17 protein-coding genes are annotated in these 14,373 nt (G+C 49.8%); 11 read left to right on the top strand and 6 right to left on the bottom strand.

Annotation, left to right across the window (positions count from 1 at the left end; genetic code table 11):
- The first annotated feature begins 25 nt into the window (after positions 1–25).
- The 5 genes from AN963_RS29140 to AN963_RS29120 all read left to right on the top strand — a co-directional run bounded on the left by AN963_RS29140 (position 26) and on the right by AN963_RS29120 (position 4,121).
- Positions 26–1,009 (top strand): FAD:protein FMN transferase, encoded by a 984-nt coding sequence (locus tag AN963_RS29140; RefSeq protein ID WP_055748058.1) that lies wholly within the window; start codon positions 26–28, stop codon positions 1,007–1,009.
- Between the two features lie 20 nt (positions 1,010–1,029).
- A complete protein-coding gene (locus AN963_RS29135) occupies positions 1,030–1,596 on the top strand; it encodes a ferric reductase (RefSeq protein ID WP_236708141.1) in 567 nt (188 codons plus the stop codon).
- Positions 1,571–2,266 (top strand): response regulator transcription factor, encoded by a 696-nt coding sequence (locus AN963_RS29130; protein ID WP_055748057.1) that lies wholly within the window; start codon positions 1,571–1,573, stop codon positions 2,264–2,266. Before AN963_RS29135 ends, AN963_RS29130 begins: the two co-directional genes overlap by 26 nt.
- A complete protein-coding gene (locus tag AN963_RS29125; protein ID WP_055748056.1) occupies positions 2,259–3,584 on the top strand; it encodes a sensor histidine kinase in 1,326 nt (441 codons plus the stop codon). Before AN963_RS29130 ends, AN963_RS29125 begins: the two co-directional genes overlap by 8 nt.
- Positions 3,585–3,863: 279 nt before the next feature.
- Entirely contained in the window at positions 3,864–4,121 is a 258-nt protein-coding gene (locus AN963_RS29120; protein ID WP_055748055.1) for a hypothetical protein, read from the top strand.
- A gap of 49 nt (positions 4,122–4,170) precedes the next feature.
- Here AN963_RS29120 and AN963_RS29115 read toward each other — a convergent pair whose 3' ends face one another.
- From AN963_RS29115 to AN963_RS32200, 3 genes are all read right to left on the bottom strand, one after another.
- Entirely contained in the window at positions 4,171–4,656 is a 486-nt protein-coding gene (locus AN963_RS29115) for a hypothetical protein (RefSeq protein ID WP_055748054.1), read from the bottom strand.
- Between the two features lie 225 nt (positions 4,657–4,881).
- A complete protein-coding gene (locus AN963_RS32205) occupies positions 4,882–5,151 on the bottom strand; it encodes a LytTR family DNA-binding domain-containing protein (RefSeq protein WP_236708140.1) in 270 nt (89 codons plus the stop codon).
- Positions 5,148–5,567, bottom strand: a complete 420-nt coding sequence (locus AN963_RS32200; protein ID WP_236708139.1) for a LytR/AlgR family response regulator transcription factor — start codon at positions 5,565–5,567, stop codon at positions 5,148–5,150. Before AN963_RS32200 ends, AN963_RS32205 begins: the two co-directional genes overlap by 4 nt.
- A 284-nt stretch (positions 5,568–5,851) precedes the next feature.
- Between AN963_RS32200 and AN963_RS29105 the strand changes: the two genes are divergently transcribed.
- From AN963_RS29105 to AN963_RS29095, 3 genes are read left to right on the top strand one after another with little or no spacing between them, the layout of a single operon-like run.
- Positions 5,852–6,019, top strand: a complete 168-nt coding sequence (locus AN963_RS29105) for a cytochrome c oxidase subunit 2A (RefSeq protein ID WP_055748053.1) — start codon at positions 5,852–5,854, stop codon at positions 6,017–6,019.
- 24 nt (positions 6,020–6,043) lie between these two features.
- Complete coding sequence (locus AN963_RS29100; RefSeq protein WP_055748052.1) at positions 6,044–6,511, top strand: cytochrome c oxidase subunit II; 468 nt, start codon at positions 6,044–6,046, stop codon at positions 6,509–6,511.
- 15 nt (positions 6,512–6,526) lie between these two features.
- Entirely contained in the window at positions 6,527–8,200 is a 1,674-nt protein-coding gene (locus AN963_RS29095; RefSeq protein ID WP_055748051.1) for a b(o/a)3-type cytochrome-c oxidase subunit 1, read from the top strand.
- 245 nt (positions 8,201–8,445) lie between these two features.
- Here the strand turns inward: AN963_RS29095 and AN963_RS29090 are convergent, their stop codons facing one another.
- A complete protein-coding gene (locus AN963_RS29090) occupies positions 8,446–9,201 on the bottom strand; it encodes an SDR family NAD(P)-dependent oxidoreductase (RefSeq protein WP_055748050.1) in 756 nt (251 codons plus the stop codon).
- A 155-nt stretch (positions 9,202–9,356) separates the two neighbouring features.
- On the opposite strand from AN963_RS29090, the gene AN963_RS29085 reads away from it, so the two are divergent.
- The 3 genes from AN963_RS29085 (at position 9,357) to AN963_RS29075 (ending at position 12,143) form a co-directional block, all read left to right on the top strand.
- Entirely contained in the window at positions 9,357–9,989 is a 633-nt protein-coding gene (locus AN963_RS29085) for a nitroreductase family protein (protein ID WP_055748049.1), read from the top strand.
- 224 nt (positions 9,990–10,213) lie between these two features.
- A complete protein-coding gene (locus AN963_RS29080) occupies positions 10,214–10,795 on the top strand; it encodes a TetR/AcrR family transcriptional regulator (protein WP_055748048.1) in 582 nt (193 codons plus the stop codon).
- Positions 10,796–10,937: 142 nt separating this feature from the next.
- Positions 10,938–12,143, top strand: coding sequence for an MFS transporter (locus AN963_RS29075; protein ID WP_055748047.1), 1,206 nt, complete (start codon positions 10,938–10,940; stop codon positions 12,141–12,143).
- 119 nt (positions 12,144–12,262) lie between these two features.
- Here AN963_RS29075 and AN963_RS29070 read toward each other — a convergent pair whose 3' ends face one another.
- Both AN963_RS29070 and AN963_RS29065 read right to left on the bottom strand, forming a co-directional pair.
- Positions 12,263–13,675: a sensor histidine kinase gene (locus tag AN963_RS29070; RefSeq protein ID WP_055748191.1), complete on the bottom strand. Its 1,413-nt coding sequence runs from the start codon at positions 13,673–13,675 to the stop codon at positions 12,263–12,265.
- Positions 13,662–14,369, bottom strand: a complete 708-nt coding sequence (locus AN963_RS29065) for a response regulator transcription factor (RefSeq protein WP_055748046.1) — start codon at positions 14,367–14,369, stop codon at positions 13,662–13,664. Before AN963_RS29065 ends, AN963_RS29070 begins: the two co-directional genes overlap by 14 nt.
- Positions 14,370–14,373: the final 4 nt, after the last annotated feature.

The raw sequence follows: 14,373 nt of genomic DNA, 5'->3' as shown, positions 1-14,373 counted from the left end.
GAAGGACGGAGCAGGAGGAAATCGGATGCAACAGGATCTGCATGTCCATCGCTGTCGTGCCATGAACACCGAGATGGAAACCATCTTGCTAAGTCAGTCCGAGCAGATGAGTCGAGCTCTAGAACAAATCGTGAACAAGTGGTTCTACGCTGTCGAGCACCGTTTTAGCCGCTTTTTGCCTGAGAGTGAGCTGTCCTATCTCAATAGCCATAGTGGTAGACTCACACTCGTCTCAGGGGCAATGGCAGAGGTGCTGGCGTTGGCAGAAGCCTATCGCATACAGACACAAGGCATCTTTACTCCCTTTGTCTACGATGCGCTCCATGCTGCTGGATACGACCAATCCTTTGAAAAGCTGGATAGGGAGAAGGCAACTACCTCGGATGAGTTTTCTTTCAGCCTAGCATCCATGACGCTCCACTCGGCTATGAAAGCAGTGCAGCTGCGAACAGGCTCCCATCTCGATCTAGGGGGAATCGCCAAGGGTTGGTCAGCTGAGAAATTGGCTGGACGGCTGCAGCGCAAGCACGGAGTCAAGCGAGGGTTGGTCAACGCAGGGGGAGATGTTCAGGTCTGGGGAGGCAGCAGTGCCGATGAGCCATGGTATATAGGCATCTCCAGCCCGTGGAATCGGGACGAGGAGCTGGCGATCGCCACGTTGAGGGAAGGGTCAGTGGCGACTTCCAGCGTATGGGGCCGCAGATGGAAGGATAGTCAGCACAAAGAACAGCATCATCTCATAGATCCTCGCACGATGAAGCCAGGGAACAGTGATGTCGCCCAGTGCAGCATCGTAGGAGACAGTGTAATCGCATGCGAAATCTGGGCGAAGGTCGTCTGCATTTTGGGGCTGAAAAGCGGAGAGGCCTTGCTGCGAAAACATTGCCCGCGCTTGGAAGCTTTGATAGTTTCCGATATGGGAGACATTCATTTATTCGCCCATCCTCACCATGAAAAGGAAAGATGGGAGATCAATCGAATCGATTTTTTTCACGATATCACGATGTAGAAGAAAGGAAAGCGTATGCTATGACAGAATGGGTGTTACACTTCCCTACTTGGGAGCTGATTCGATTCTTCGGACTGCTGTCCTATTTCATGCTCTTTACAGGAGTTGGCCTGGGTATATGCTACAGTATGCCGGGTTGGGCTCCGAAAACAAAGGGAAGACTTTACAAAATACATTCGGCAGCCTCTGTTTCTGGGATGTTCCTAGGGGTTTTTCATGCTATGCTGCTCGTGATTGACACGTATATGCCTTTTTCTTGGGGCGAATTGTTATTTCCGTTTACGGCTTCTCATTCTCCGCTCCTGAATGGATTGGGTACGATCACCGCTTACGGCATGGTTGCCATTATTTTGACTACCGATCTGCGAAACAAATTGAACAAGAAAGTATGGAGAGCCGTCCATCTCTGCTCTTACCCCACTTTTGTGATGGCTCTCATTCACGGGATGGGCGTAGGTACTGACACCAGGGAGGGGTGGATCATTCTCTTCTATGTTTTCACTTTTACCGCGGTGACGATTCTCTTGATCGCCAGAGCCTTTTTAGGAGGGAAACGCAATCTTGCACATTCTACTGGTAGAAGATGACCCCAAGCTGGGGCCGTTGATTCAATACAAATTAAATCAGGGGTATCATACGGTGGAATGGGTAGCAGACCCAGAGCTTGTGATGGATTATTTGCAACAAGCCCACTATGATCTGTACATTCTGGATTGGATGATGCCAAAGAAAAGCGGATTGATGCTTTGTGAGGAAATACGGGCAAGCAACGATCAGACCCCCATCCTGATGCTGACCGCCCGAGATGCCATCGATGATCGGGTGACTGGACTGACCAGAGGGGCAGATGATTACTTAATCAAACCGTTTGCTTTTGAAGAGCTGTTCGCCAGAATTCACGCATTGACCAGGCGAATTCCTGTTGCCATCAATCAGGAAAAGACCTGCGAATATGCGGGAATTACGCTTGATCGGCAGACTCATGAGGTATATCGAGAAGGGCAACTACTCACGTTGACCAAAAAAGAGTTTCAGTTGCTGGAGTTTTTTCTACGTAATGCGGAGAAGGTACTCACACGCGAGCAAATTCTCAACTATGTATGGGGTCTGGATGCGACGATCACGCCGAATGCAGTGGATGCGGCGATCAAGCTGTTGCGTAAAAAAGTGGATGACGGTTTTCCTAACAAGCTGATTCACAACGTCAGGGGCATCGGCTACCGTCTCTTTTTGTCAGAGGAGAATGAAAGTGTTTGAGAAAACGAGGAAGAAACTGACCCTCATGTACAGCGGGATGTTGGCGTTGATTCTAGTGGTAGTGTTTGTCGGCTTTTATTGGACGCTCGCTGCTGTCATCGGTCGAAATGAGCAGATGCAGTTGGAATCGATTGCGGAAAAAGCCATACACGAGTGGAAGGAATCCCAGGAAAGGAAGCTGTCCGGACGATCTGGAGAGGCAGACCCTAATTTCGTGGGAAGAATGGATCTCGATTTTTTGCAGCAAAACCAGATTTTCATGCTGGTGTCAAACGAGCAGATGCTGGTAAAGATGAGTCCCGAGCATGACGGTAAGTTCGCGTCTTCTTTTCAACAGGCGATCAGGGAACATGCACCGGAAGAGGGTAGAACGACTCGTATTTTTTTGCATGCCGAGGGGGAAAAGAAAATATTTGCTGTCTACCGTCCTGTCGTCGCAGGGGAGGATGTTCAAATATACCTGGCGGAAGATGTGTCCCGGATGGAGCAGCTGTTGCAGCAAATGAAGTGGACCTTGACGGTAATTGCTATCCTTTTGCTAGGATTGGCCGCCCTGATCGGATATTGGTTTTCAGGACGTGCGATGGTACCCATTGATCGGTCCTATAAAAGGCAAAAGGATTTTACTACGGATGCTTCTCACGAATTGCGTACGCCTTTGAGCGTCATTTTGTCTTCGGCAGAAATCCTGCAGGAAAAGAAGGAATCCCTGCCTGCCTTTCACCAAACAGTACTGCAAAGCATGGTGGACGAGATTCACCGGATGAGCAGGCTGATCGATGATCTACTTACATTGGCGAGAAGTGATGTGGAAACAAACCAAAAGTTGTCTTTCCAGCCGATTGATCTTCGCAGTCTGATCGCTGAAGTAGCCGATCGGATGCAAATCAAGGCTGTCGATAAAGAGGTAACGGTGGTCAACCAAGTCGAGCTTGATTCGGTCCATTTGTTGGGACACAGCGATTCGATTCGACAGCTGTTCTATATTTTGCTCGATAACGCGGTGAAGTACAGTGAACAGGGAGGGAAAGTGGAAATAGACGCGGTCAAGGAAGGGACAAACAAGGTCGCGTATTCTGTCCGTGACTACGGAAACGGAATCCCTGAAGAAGATTTGCCCTATGTTTTCGAGCGGTTTTATCGTGCGGACAAGGCACGATCTCGTGATGTAGAAGGAACGGGCCTGGGTCTTGCCATCGCGGCTCAAATTGTCAAAATGCACAAAGGGCAAATCAGCGTAAAAAGCTCCAAGGAACAAGGAACACAATTCACTGTTGTATTTCCCGTGATTCAGCCACGAGGTGATATTCGACCATGACAAATAGAGATAAGCAACAATGGGATCACAAACAAGACGGAGAGGATTTGGGTATACAGTGCCCTCGTGCTTGCTGTTGTTATAGTAGCGTGGGGAAGCTGGCAGCTGTACCAGTACCCATCTTCCAACTTTCATACGAGGGATTTCAAATCTACTTTTAAAAATGAAGGCTCTCTGGCGAGACTAGCGCTATTTATTGTTCTTGCACATTACGCCATCCTTTTTCTTTTCCAGAAGGGGATGGTTGATCGATGGAATGGTGTGAAAAGGTGGATGATTGTGGCTTCGCGTCTGGCACGAAGATGGCATACTCCTGCTGCTGTAGTGGCGCTTGCTCTCATTGTCCTTCATGTCTTTGGAGCGTTCTTATACGGGATCGAGCTGGATTTTTCAAACGTGAGTGGTCTGCTGGCTCTCTGTGTCTTGCTCCCCGTGCCGATCTCTGGATTGCTGCGGTATCGGAAGCTGGACAAGAAGTGGCATTTGCGCACAGGGTTAGCTTTTGCGGTTCTTTTCCTGCTGCATGCTTTTTTATAAACAGGAGCAAGGAAAGGCCTGGGACAGAGATCCCAGGTCAGGCATTGCATCAAGCTGTCTTGAGAGTTTGATTGCATCGAAAGAACTTTTTGAATAAAAACCGAACGAGAGGGCCCATGACAACTAATTGCAGAGGAAATGCAAACACAATATTTTTGATGAAGATGTAAAAGTAACTTTTTACATAGGATTCGGTGGTTACGCCTAGATAGACGTATGATGTTATCAGACTATAAAGCGACATAAGGAACACCATTCCTAGCACCATGCAAGTTGACATAGCGATGATGACGAGAGGCATCTTGGACTTATCGAACGGTAGCATAGAGACGATTTTCTTTGCGATCGGACCCACAATAAATGATTCAACTATGACGGCAACCAGGAATGTGATGAAAAACTGAATGATTCCTGCCTTGAGAGTGATGACGCTAAACAAATCATTGATGAACAAGTTATAAAAAGTCATAACGATAACCATCCCAAAGCACATCATGAAACCAAAATAGATACCTTCTTTTTTCGTGGTAGGCAATTCGCTTCATTCCTTTTGTTTGATGTCTTGTTAGTATAGATAAACGAAAATTTCTTCATAAGTGAACAATTTGTGAACAATCTTACCTGGGACTGAAGTATCCGGGTGTTTCCCCCTCGCTTCATTGATCGCCAAGGGGTGGCACATCGCGACACATGTCTGACAAAAAACGGAGCGCAAGAGGCATGCAAGCCGATCTTACGCTCCGTTTGTCATTCTTTGAAATTACAGGTTCATCATGCAGCGAAACGCTTTTATTTTCCCTCTGCTTACGGGAATATCTGTCTGGTTGTCGTCGTTCATCTTGATCAAGTACGTGTTGTTAAACCAAGGGATGATTTCTTTGATCTGTCTCACGTTCAAAATATAGTTTCGATGGCTTCTAAAGAAATAACCCGATCGGTTCAAAATCGCTTCCAGCTCATTCAGGGACAAGTCGCACTTTTCGATACTCTCTTTTGTAGCAATATATAAATCTCTCTCCCGCAGGCTCACATTGATCGGAATAATCTTGTTGTTTTTGCGGATACAGATGCTCGTCTAGCATCGGGACAGTCGCTGCACGGTCCGGGACAGTCGCTGCACGATGATTCTAGGATATGTTTGGTCAGATAACCAACAGCAGGAGTCGAAAAAGCTTCCAGAGCGTGTTCATGAAAAGCAGTCGAAAAAATGATCAGTGGAGGCTTGGACAGCTGGTTTAATTTCTTAGCAAATTCAAGGCCGCTCATCCCGAGCATGTGAATATCGAGAAAAAGCAAATCAGGCTCAGAATCGATGATGTGGGGCAGTGCTTCCATCGGATTGTAATGGATCGAAATCACTTCGATATCAATATATTTTTTCAGCAAGTATTCCAATTCGGAACAAATGGCCGGCTCGTCATCAATAATGATGGTTTTCAAGAACACGTGGATTCACATCCTTTCAAGAATCGGATAACGGGGCTGCTAAAGATACGATCGTTCCGGCACCAAGCTTGCTTTGGATCTGCAGGCCGTACTCTTTTCCATAGATGGATTGCAGCCGCTGATGGACTTGCTGTGTCGAACCTGTGACAGAAACTGGATAAGATCAGGGTGTTTTCTCCTGATTTTAGGGGATTTCCCCGAATTACTTCGACCTGTACCACGGGATAGAATGAAGGCGTGAAAGAACGACGCCATGAAAGGCACAAAGAAAGGAGGAGAGCGCGATGGAGACGCAGACAAACAGCGCGAAAAAGAACCAGGGGCAAAAGCAAACCAACCCACAGACCGAATCAGAAAATCTCCAGGGAACGTTTGCTGCTGTGCTGATCGTCGGAGGGATCATTCTCCTCAGTTGGTTTGGTGTATTTGGCCTTTTCCTGGAACGTGCATAAGAGGGAAAGCGAAGGAGGGTACGTATGCATTTGCATAGGTTTGAGAAAATTTGGTTGATGCTTGGCGCTGGCGGGTTGGCCTTGTTTATCCTGCTGCTGTGTGTCAATGCGTTTGCGATGGGGATGGCACCTCCCAGCAATATGGAAATGATTGATCCAGCCAAGGTCTTGGAGACGCCGCCTTTTGATAAACCAGGCTTGAAACAGGTAGGGGATCAGGAATACGACGCCTACATGACGGCCTTTGCATTTGGCTTCTCACCGACCAAGATGGAAGTGCCGGTCGGTTCCACGGTGAATTTTCACGTCACGAGTCCGGATGTCATCCACGGCTTCCAGATTCCCGGTACAAACGTCAATTTTATGGTGTTGCCCGGACATATAAACTCCGCCACGTATACGTTTGACCAACCTGGCGAGTATTTGATTATTTGTAATGAATACTGCGGCGCTGGTCATCAGGTGATGGCGACCACGATTATCGTGAAATAGAGTGAGGTGATTCATATGGTAATCGCACGAAAGGTTGATACAGATCGGCTACCTGCTGCTGTCACGCGTCCGGCTGCCCTCCTCGGGTTGTCCTTCATTTGGGTGGCGTACATCGCATTTGGATTGGCGGCATTGGCAGGAATGTTACAAGGTATGGTGCGTGGCGGAATCATAGAGCTACCCAGTTGGACGAATTACTATCAGATTTTGACTGCCCACGGTGTGCTGATGGCACTTATTTTTACCACGTTTTTCATCGTTGGCTTTCTCCTGACTGGTGTAGCGCGCACGACAGGGGGATCACTGCATAGCACTGCTCTCGGATGGGGGTGGGCTGGCTGGATCCTGATGGTCGTGGGTACCTTGATGGCAATCGTCACTATTTTGATGAATGAAGCTTCGGTGCTATACACGTTTTATGCTCCGTTGAAGGCATCCCCATACTTTTATATCGGGGCTGCGCTCCTCGTAGTCGGCAGCTGGTTCGCAGGCTTTGCGGTCTTTGCCAGCTATCATAAATGGAAAAAGGAGAACAAAGGCAAAGTATCGCCGCTTTTTGTTTTCATGTCGGTCACGACGTTTGTGATGTGGATCATTGCGACACTCCCAGTGGCAGTCGAGGTCATTTTTCAGCTGATTCCTTGGTCACTCGGAATATCGCCGACGATCAACATCATGCTGAGCCGTACCTTGTTCTGGTTCTTTGGGCATCCACTAGTCTACTTCTGGCTGATGCCAGCTTACATCGCCTGGTATGTATGTGTACCGCGGATTATCGGCGGGCATGTTTTCAGTGACTCGCTCAGCCGCCTCGCGTTTATTTGCCTGCTGTTGTTCTCGATTCCAGTAGGTTTTCACCATCAGCTGATGGAGCCAGGGATCTCGGCGGGCTGGAAAATGATTCACGTGACACTGACGCTCATCGTCGTCATTCCGTCGCTCATGACAGCCTTCTCTATGTTTGCGATCTTCGAAACCACAGGACGCAAAAAGGGAGGTATCGGTCTCTTCGGCTGGCTGAAAAAAATGCCATGGACGGACGTGCGCTTTTTCGCTCCGTTTGTCGGGATGCTCTTCTTCATCCCTGGGGGAGCTGGCGGTATTATCAATGCAAGTAACCAGATCAATGCGGTCATTCACAATACGATTTGGGTCACGGGTCACTTCCACATTACAGTGGGGGCGGCAGTTGCACTTACGTTCTTTGGAGTCAGCTTCTGGCTGATCCCGGTATTGACCGGACGCACTCTCACTCGTACAGCTAATCGGATGGGGATGGTGCAGACAGTATTTTGGGCAGTAGGGATGTTCCTGATGTCGTTTGCGATGCACACGATGGGCTTGCAGGGAGCACCTCGTCGGACCGATTTCACGACCTATATGGATCATCCGACAGCATTGGGCTGGATGGATTACCAACGGATGATGGCGTTTGGTGGCGGTCTGTTGTTCGTATCGGCCGTCCTGCTGATCCTCATTCTTTTGTACTTAACCTTCTACGCGCCAAAGGGGTACATGGAGTATCCGATTGGGGAGACAGAGAAGGAGCAGCATGTTCCACGCTTTCTGGAACGCTGGCCTGTGTGGATAGGGCTCGTCGCTTTTCTGATCGTAATGGCGTATGGCTATCCGATCATGGAGCAGATCCAGCATCAGGCGCCTGGTTCACCGCCGTTTAAAACCTGGTGATCATGGAAGTTTACAGAAAAACCACCCGTCATATCATTCGACGAGTGGTTTTTTCGTGTATGGTGCCTGGCCATTTGTTTTTCGTTAATAGAGGGCAGCAAATTCTGTTATGGCAAGAATCAGATACCCGATGGCAAGTAGCCATAGCGCGAGCAGTCTGAGGTCTTCCTCTTCAAATGGCATAGAACTCCTCCTTTGTCTCTAGGTACTACCAAGGTATTCAAAAGGAGGGGCATTGGTTTAGCTTATGGCTCGTAAATCATCTTTCGCGTCATTCCGCCATCGATGACCAGCTCAGTACCGGTAATAAAATCATTGTCCTTTTGGGTCAAAAACAGGCAGGCGCGGGCAATATCATCCGGCACTCCGACGCGTCCGGCTGGGTGCTGCGCATGGTCTTCAGGGCGAAGGGCCGAATAGTCTCCATTTTCGATCCATCCCGGTGAAATGGCATTGACGCGGATGCCGTCCGTGCCCAATGAAACCGCCAAAGCGTGAGTCAAGGCCAGAATTACCCCTTTGGAAGCGGCATATGCTTCGGAATTTGGTTCCGACATGTGCGCGCGGGACGAGGACAGGTTGACGATGGAGCCGCCACCGTGTTTGCGCATGACCTTGGCTGCCTCACGTGAACCGAGAAAGACGCTGCGCAGATTGGTGTTGAGGATGTGATCCCACGCTTCCACTGTCAGGTCATAAGGAGACTCCCACGTGGAAAGGCCGGCGTTGTTAATCAATACATCCAAACGACCCCAACGCTCATCGACCATCTGCATCAGCTGCACGATATGATCGGGTTGACTGACGTCGACTTGCTGGAAAGTAGCGGTTCCTGTGGTGATCTCTGATGCGTTGATCGAGTGGGCGGCAGACTCACCCGCCTCGCGGTTTTGCTCAGCAATGACCACATAAGCACCCTGTGTAGCGTACAGCGTCGCCACGGCACGACCAATTCCATTTCCAGCACCAGTGACGATGACAATGTTATCCTTGAATTTCATGAAGATCTCCTCCAAACAATAAAAAGTGAAACGACAATGGTGTCTTGTGAAAAAACTGTAAAAATGTAAAAAACATAGTTGCAAATTGTATCTAACTATAATAAAGTGAGTATCATATTTCTGAGATTTTACTGAAAATGAAGGAGGTCTTCTTTATGCAAACGGAAATGAAATTAACAGCCGAACAGGCGATGGAAGCAAGACATAGTGTACGTAAATACGATCCGAGCGCGGTAATTCCTCAAGGTGAGCTGAACGAAATTTTGCGTCTGGCAGCTAGCGCGCCATCCTCATGGAATCTGCAGCACTGGCGTTTTCTGGTGGTAACTGATCCGGCTATCAAGCAAAAGCTCCTGCCGATCGCTTACAATCAACAACAAGTCGTTGACGCTTACGCTACTATCATCATACTGGGAGATCTGGAAGCAGACAAGGCGGCGACTGTTGTGTACGACCATGCTCTTGCTAAAGGAATCGTGTCGCAGCAAGTACGTGACACGATGATTGCTCAAGTCGAGGGTGCTTACAAAAACAATCCAGAAATTGCGCGTGACGAGGCAATCCGCAATTCTTCCTATGCTGCAATGCAGCTAATGCTCGCTGCAAAAGCAAAAGGGTATGACACATGCCCAATGGGAGGCTACGACAGAAATAAGCTGATCGAAGCCCTGAACATCCCATCCCGATACATTCCGACTCTGATGCTCACACTGGGCAAAGCGAGCGTGCAAGCACATCCAACCGATCGCTTGGGTCTGGATCAACTGGTTATTGAGAATAGCTTCTAAACACAACATGGGAAAAGGGAACGCTACGGTAGCGTTCCCTTTTTTTACGTATAAGAATTTATTAGCGCTAACGCTTATGAATTCTGGAGCGCCGAGGATGTTTTAACAAAGTTAACTGGAAAGAATGATATTTGACTGATCGTTACAAAATATCTATAATGGAACTCATTCCCATCGATAAAAGGATTTAACGAACATCCGAGTCCATGAAAGGAGCTGACGATATGAGCGCCAGACCTCGAGAATTTAAAGATACAACTGTGATTGACGCTGCCATGGAAGTGTTTTGGGAGCATGGCTTCGAGGGTAGTTCCACAGAAAAATTATGCGAGCGGACGGGTCTTGGCCGGGGAAGCTTATACAACGCGTTCGGCAGCAAGCACGCGCTTTACGAGAAGGCATTGGAACGATATCAAGAGCTGGGCATCGAAATACAGGTAGAAGTATTGGAACAGCCGGGACCTGTAAAAGACAGACTGCGTGCTCTGATGGAGTGGGGGATCGATCAGGATTTTCACGGAGAAGAGCGACGGGGGTGTCTCGCAATCAATGCTGCGATTGAGCGAGGCGCAAAGGATTCGGCGGTTGCACGTTTGGTTGGTGGTCATGTTGGGCGCCTCGAACAGGCGTTGTGCCACGTCATCGCGATAGGTCAACGATCAGGGGAAATTACCTCCAAACGCCCTGCACTCGAGCTGGCTCGGTCATTTCTGAGCAGCTTTTACGGTCTGCGTGTACTGGGCAAGGTCGTAGAGGACCGCAGTGTACTGGAGGATGTAGTGGAAGGGACGTTAGCAGCCTTATAACAAATGCGTTTGTCGTAGCAACGTGTGCCTTTTCAGTGCTGGCAGTTTGTTTGCAAGTTGCACCCATGGGCAATTTGCGCCTAATTTTGTACTGGTTGTTACAAAACAAAAAAAGAACATGAGGGATAGGAGAGAAGGAATCTTGCCATTTGCAATCTATGCGTTGGGTCTCATGATCTTTTCCATGACTACCTCTGAGTTTATGGTGGCTGGAATGATGGCTTCACTTTCAGCTGAGTTTGGGGTATCCGTCGCTGCCATTGGCTACCTCATTTCTTCCTACGCGGCGGGGATGATTGTTGGCGGTCCGCTGCTGACGGTTGGATTATTGAAGGTGCCGCGAAAACAGGCTTTTCTGGCGCTTGCCGTCGTCTTTCTTGCTGGGCAGACTTTGGGAGCGTTAGCCACCAGCTATGAAATGATGATGGTTGCACGGGTGATCACAGGCATCTCCTCAGCCGCGACCTTTGGTGTTTCCTTAGCAATCGGCTTTACTCTTGTTCGTCCTGAGGCTCTGGGGCGGGCTGCTTCCGTCGTCCTCGGTGGGTTAATGGTCGCTACCGCAATCGGATTGCCCGCGGCAATGGTGTTTGACCAGTACTTCGGATGGCGCGCCAGTTTCTGGGCGGTCGTTGTATTGGTTCTTCTATCGGGAGTATTAGGACAGTTTGCTATTCCGTCATCACCCAAACCGGAGTCCGTCAGTATCCGTGGAGAACTGGCAGCTTTCCGTAATGGGAACCTCTGGGCGGCCTACGCCACGAGCATGTTGATTATTGGAGCTACCTTTGCAGCATTCAGTTACTTTTCTCCGATCCTGACTGACCTCACTGGCTTTGGCACGTCGATGGTTCCCCTGCTTTTGGGGATTTACGGCGTGGCGACGGTTATCGGAAATATCGTTACGGGTAGGCTCGCCGATCAGTACATGATGCCAATTCTGGCCATCGGGCTTGTCACACTTACTGGAGCATTGGTTTTCTTCGGTCTGTTTGCCCACAGTACGATTGTCGCTATGATCGCCGTCATTGTGGTCGGTCTGGCAGGAGTCCCCATGAATCCTGCGATGACGACCCGGATCACACGAGTTGCCAATACCGGATCGCTGGTAACGACTGTGCACGGCTCTGTGATCAGTCTCGGCGTGGTGGTAGGTTCATCAATGGGAGGACTCACCATCGACGCTGGATACGGCCTCGTGTCACCTCTATGGGTGGGTGCGCTCTTGGCGACTCTAGGTCTGCTATCTTTATTTCCTTTTTCTCAGGGAATGGGGAAAGGGCAGCGTGCTAAAGGGGAGCATGCTGGAATCTGCGAAAATAAAGTGGTAGATTGTGCAGAACAATAAGGGAGTAGGTTGACACAACGGCCACAGGCTTCGAGGCGCGCGCCGGGTATCGTGCGCCGCATCCAGGGAAAGGTTTGATTGCCGCAAAAAGAAAGGGTAGGAGAGTCTACAAGCTCTTCCTACCCTTTTTCTATCGATGTGATGGCTTCGGCTACAGGCAAATCGACGGTGATGGTCGTGCCTTGTCCGAGGATACTGTTTATAAACAAACATCCTCCGTGGAACTCTACGATTTCTTTGCAGATCGCCAGCCCCAGGCCGCTGCCGGATTGCTTGGACCGTCCTTTGTAAAACTTCCCGGTGACATGTGGCAAGTCTCCTGCGTCGATGCCTTCCCCCGTATCGGTCACGGAAATGATCAGCCTGCCGCCAGATTCAGCAGCTGCCACGCTGATCGAACCTCCACGCGGCGTAAATTTGAAGGCGTTGTCCAACAGATTCACGAAAACCTGCTTGAGGCGGTTAAAATCGCCCATGACCGCTAGGGGAGCAGAAGGAATCTCCAACTGGAGATCCACCTTTTTGTCTTGAGAGCGAATGGCAAATTGCAGATGCAGGTCGTCCAGCACCTCACGCAAATCCATACGCTCCAAGGACAGCTTCATCTCCCCGGACTGAAACTTGGAAAAGTCGAGCAGCTCCTCCACCAAGCCGATCAGCCGGTCTGTCTCCTTGGAGATGACCTCCAGCCCGAGCATCGTCTCCTCCGGCTCATCGAGTCCTCCCGAGATGAGCGTCTCTCCCCAGCCTTTGATCGAGGTCAGCGGTGTACGCAGCTCGTGCGAAACAGAGGAAATAAAATCGTTCTTCAGCTTCTCATTTTTCCCGATTTCAGCAGCCATGTAGTTAAACGCCTCGGCCAATGTCCCCACTTCATCGTCATAGCGCTTGACGGCGCGAGCGGAAAAGTTGCCGGTGGCCATTTGGGTAGCGGCTTTGGTCAGGTCTTCGATCGGATCCACGATGCGCTTGGCGATGATTAGACTGAGCGCAAAGGCAAAAATCACGACGCCAGCCCCAACGCCAGCCCCGTACAAGGCAATCTGATTGACGGCGTGGTAGAGCGGCTCGGCTGAGATCGTATAGCGCAGGACCCCCGCATATTCGAAATCAAAGGTAAGTGGAGTAGAAACTGCGATGACTCGCTCGCGTGTCATCGGGCTTTTCCCCACATGGATTCCCGTCAATCCCTTCAAAGCGTCTGACACATCAGGCGTATTGATCACTTCCCCGGTCTGAAAACCGTACGAGTTCAGAATGACTTTGCCACTGGTATCCAAAACCTCAATTTTGGCGTACTCCTCGCTTGAGGCATTTTCCAAAATGTAGCGTGCCTTGTCCTTGAGGCGATAGCCAGTCGCGTATTTGTTAATAAAGTTGGTATATGTCGTGGAACGAGTCACTAGCGCTTCGGTCGCTGTACCGAAGTAGTAGGTGTGCACCGCCCAGTAAAACAACCCTTCCAGCACGAGGACGATCAAGAGCAGGATCAGGCCGAAATAGACAATCAGCCGGGTCCTAATTCCCTTCATCAGTAACGTCCTTTCGCCATAAATACCCATAGCCCCAGACCGTCTCCAGGAAGGCGGGGTGGGCAGGATCGTGTTCGATCTTTTGACGGATGCGACGGATGTTAACGTCAACAATTTTTAGGTCGCCTACAAAAAATTGCCCCCAGACGGCAGTCAAAATTTCGTCGCGACTGATGGCTTTGTTCGCATTCTCCGCCAACAGCTTGATGATCGCGAACTCTTTGGGGGTCAGGACGATTTCCTGATCTTTTTTGATCAGCTTCCGTTCGTCCAGCAAGAGGGTAAACGGATGAATGTCGATCTCGTTTTTCTCAACCGGTGAATCGAGTGGGGTGAGGCGTCGGTGCAGCGCTTTTACACGGGCCAACAGCTCTGCCGGACTAAACGGCTTCCCCACGTAGTCGTCGGCCCCGAACTCCAGTCCCATCACCTTGTCCAGCTCCTGGCTTTTGGCCGTGAGCATGATAATCCCGAGGCGGGGGTACTTTTTTCGCAGAAGCCCGCACACCTCGAAGCCGTCGATGCCGGGCAGCATGACATCCAGAATCGCGATCTCGATATCTTGTTGACTGTCCGCCAGCTCCAGCGCTTCTTCTCCAGTCGTTGCTTCCACGACCTCGCAGCCTTCCCGTTTCAGGTTGATGCGGACAAAATCACGGATCGATTTTTCGTCTTCCAGTAGCAGTACTTTCATCATG

It is taken from the genome of Brevibacillus choshinensis, from assembly GCF_001420695.1.
In the GTDB taxonomy this organism is placed as follows: domain Bacteria; phylum Bacillota; class Bacilli; order Brevibacillales; family Brevibacillaceae; genus Brevibacillus; species Brevibacillus choshinensis.
Note: the sequence above shows the minus strand (reverse complement) of the source record. Positions and strands in the feature narration are given on the sequence as shown.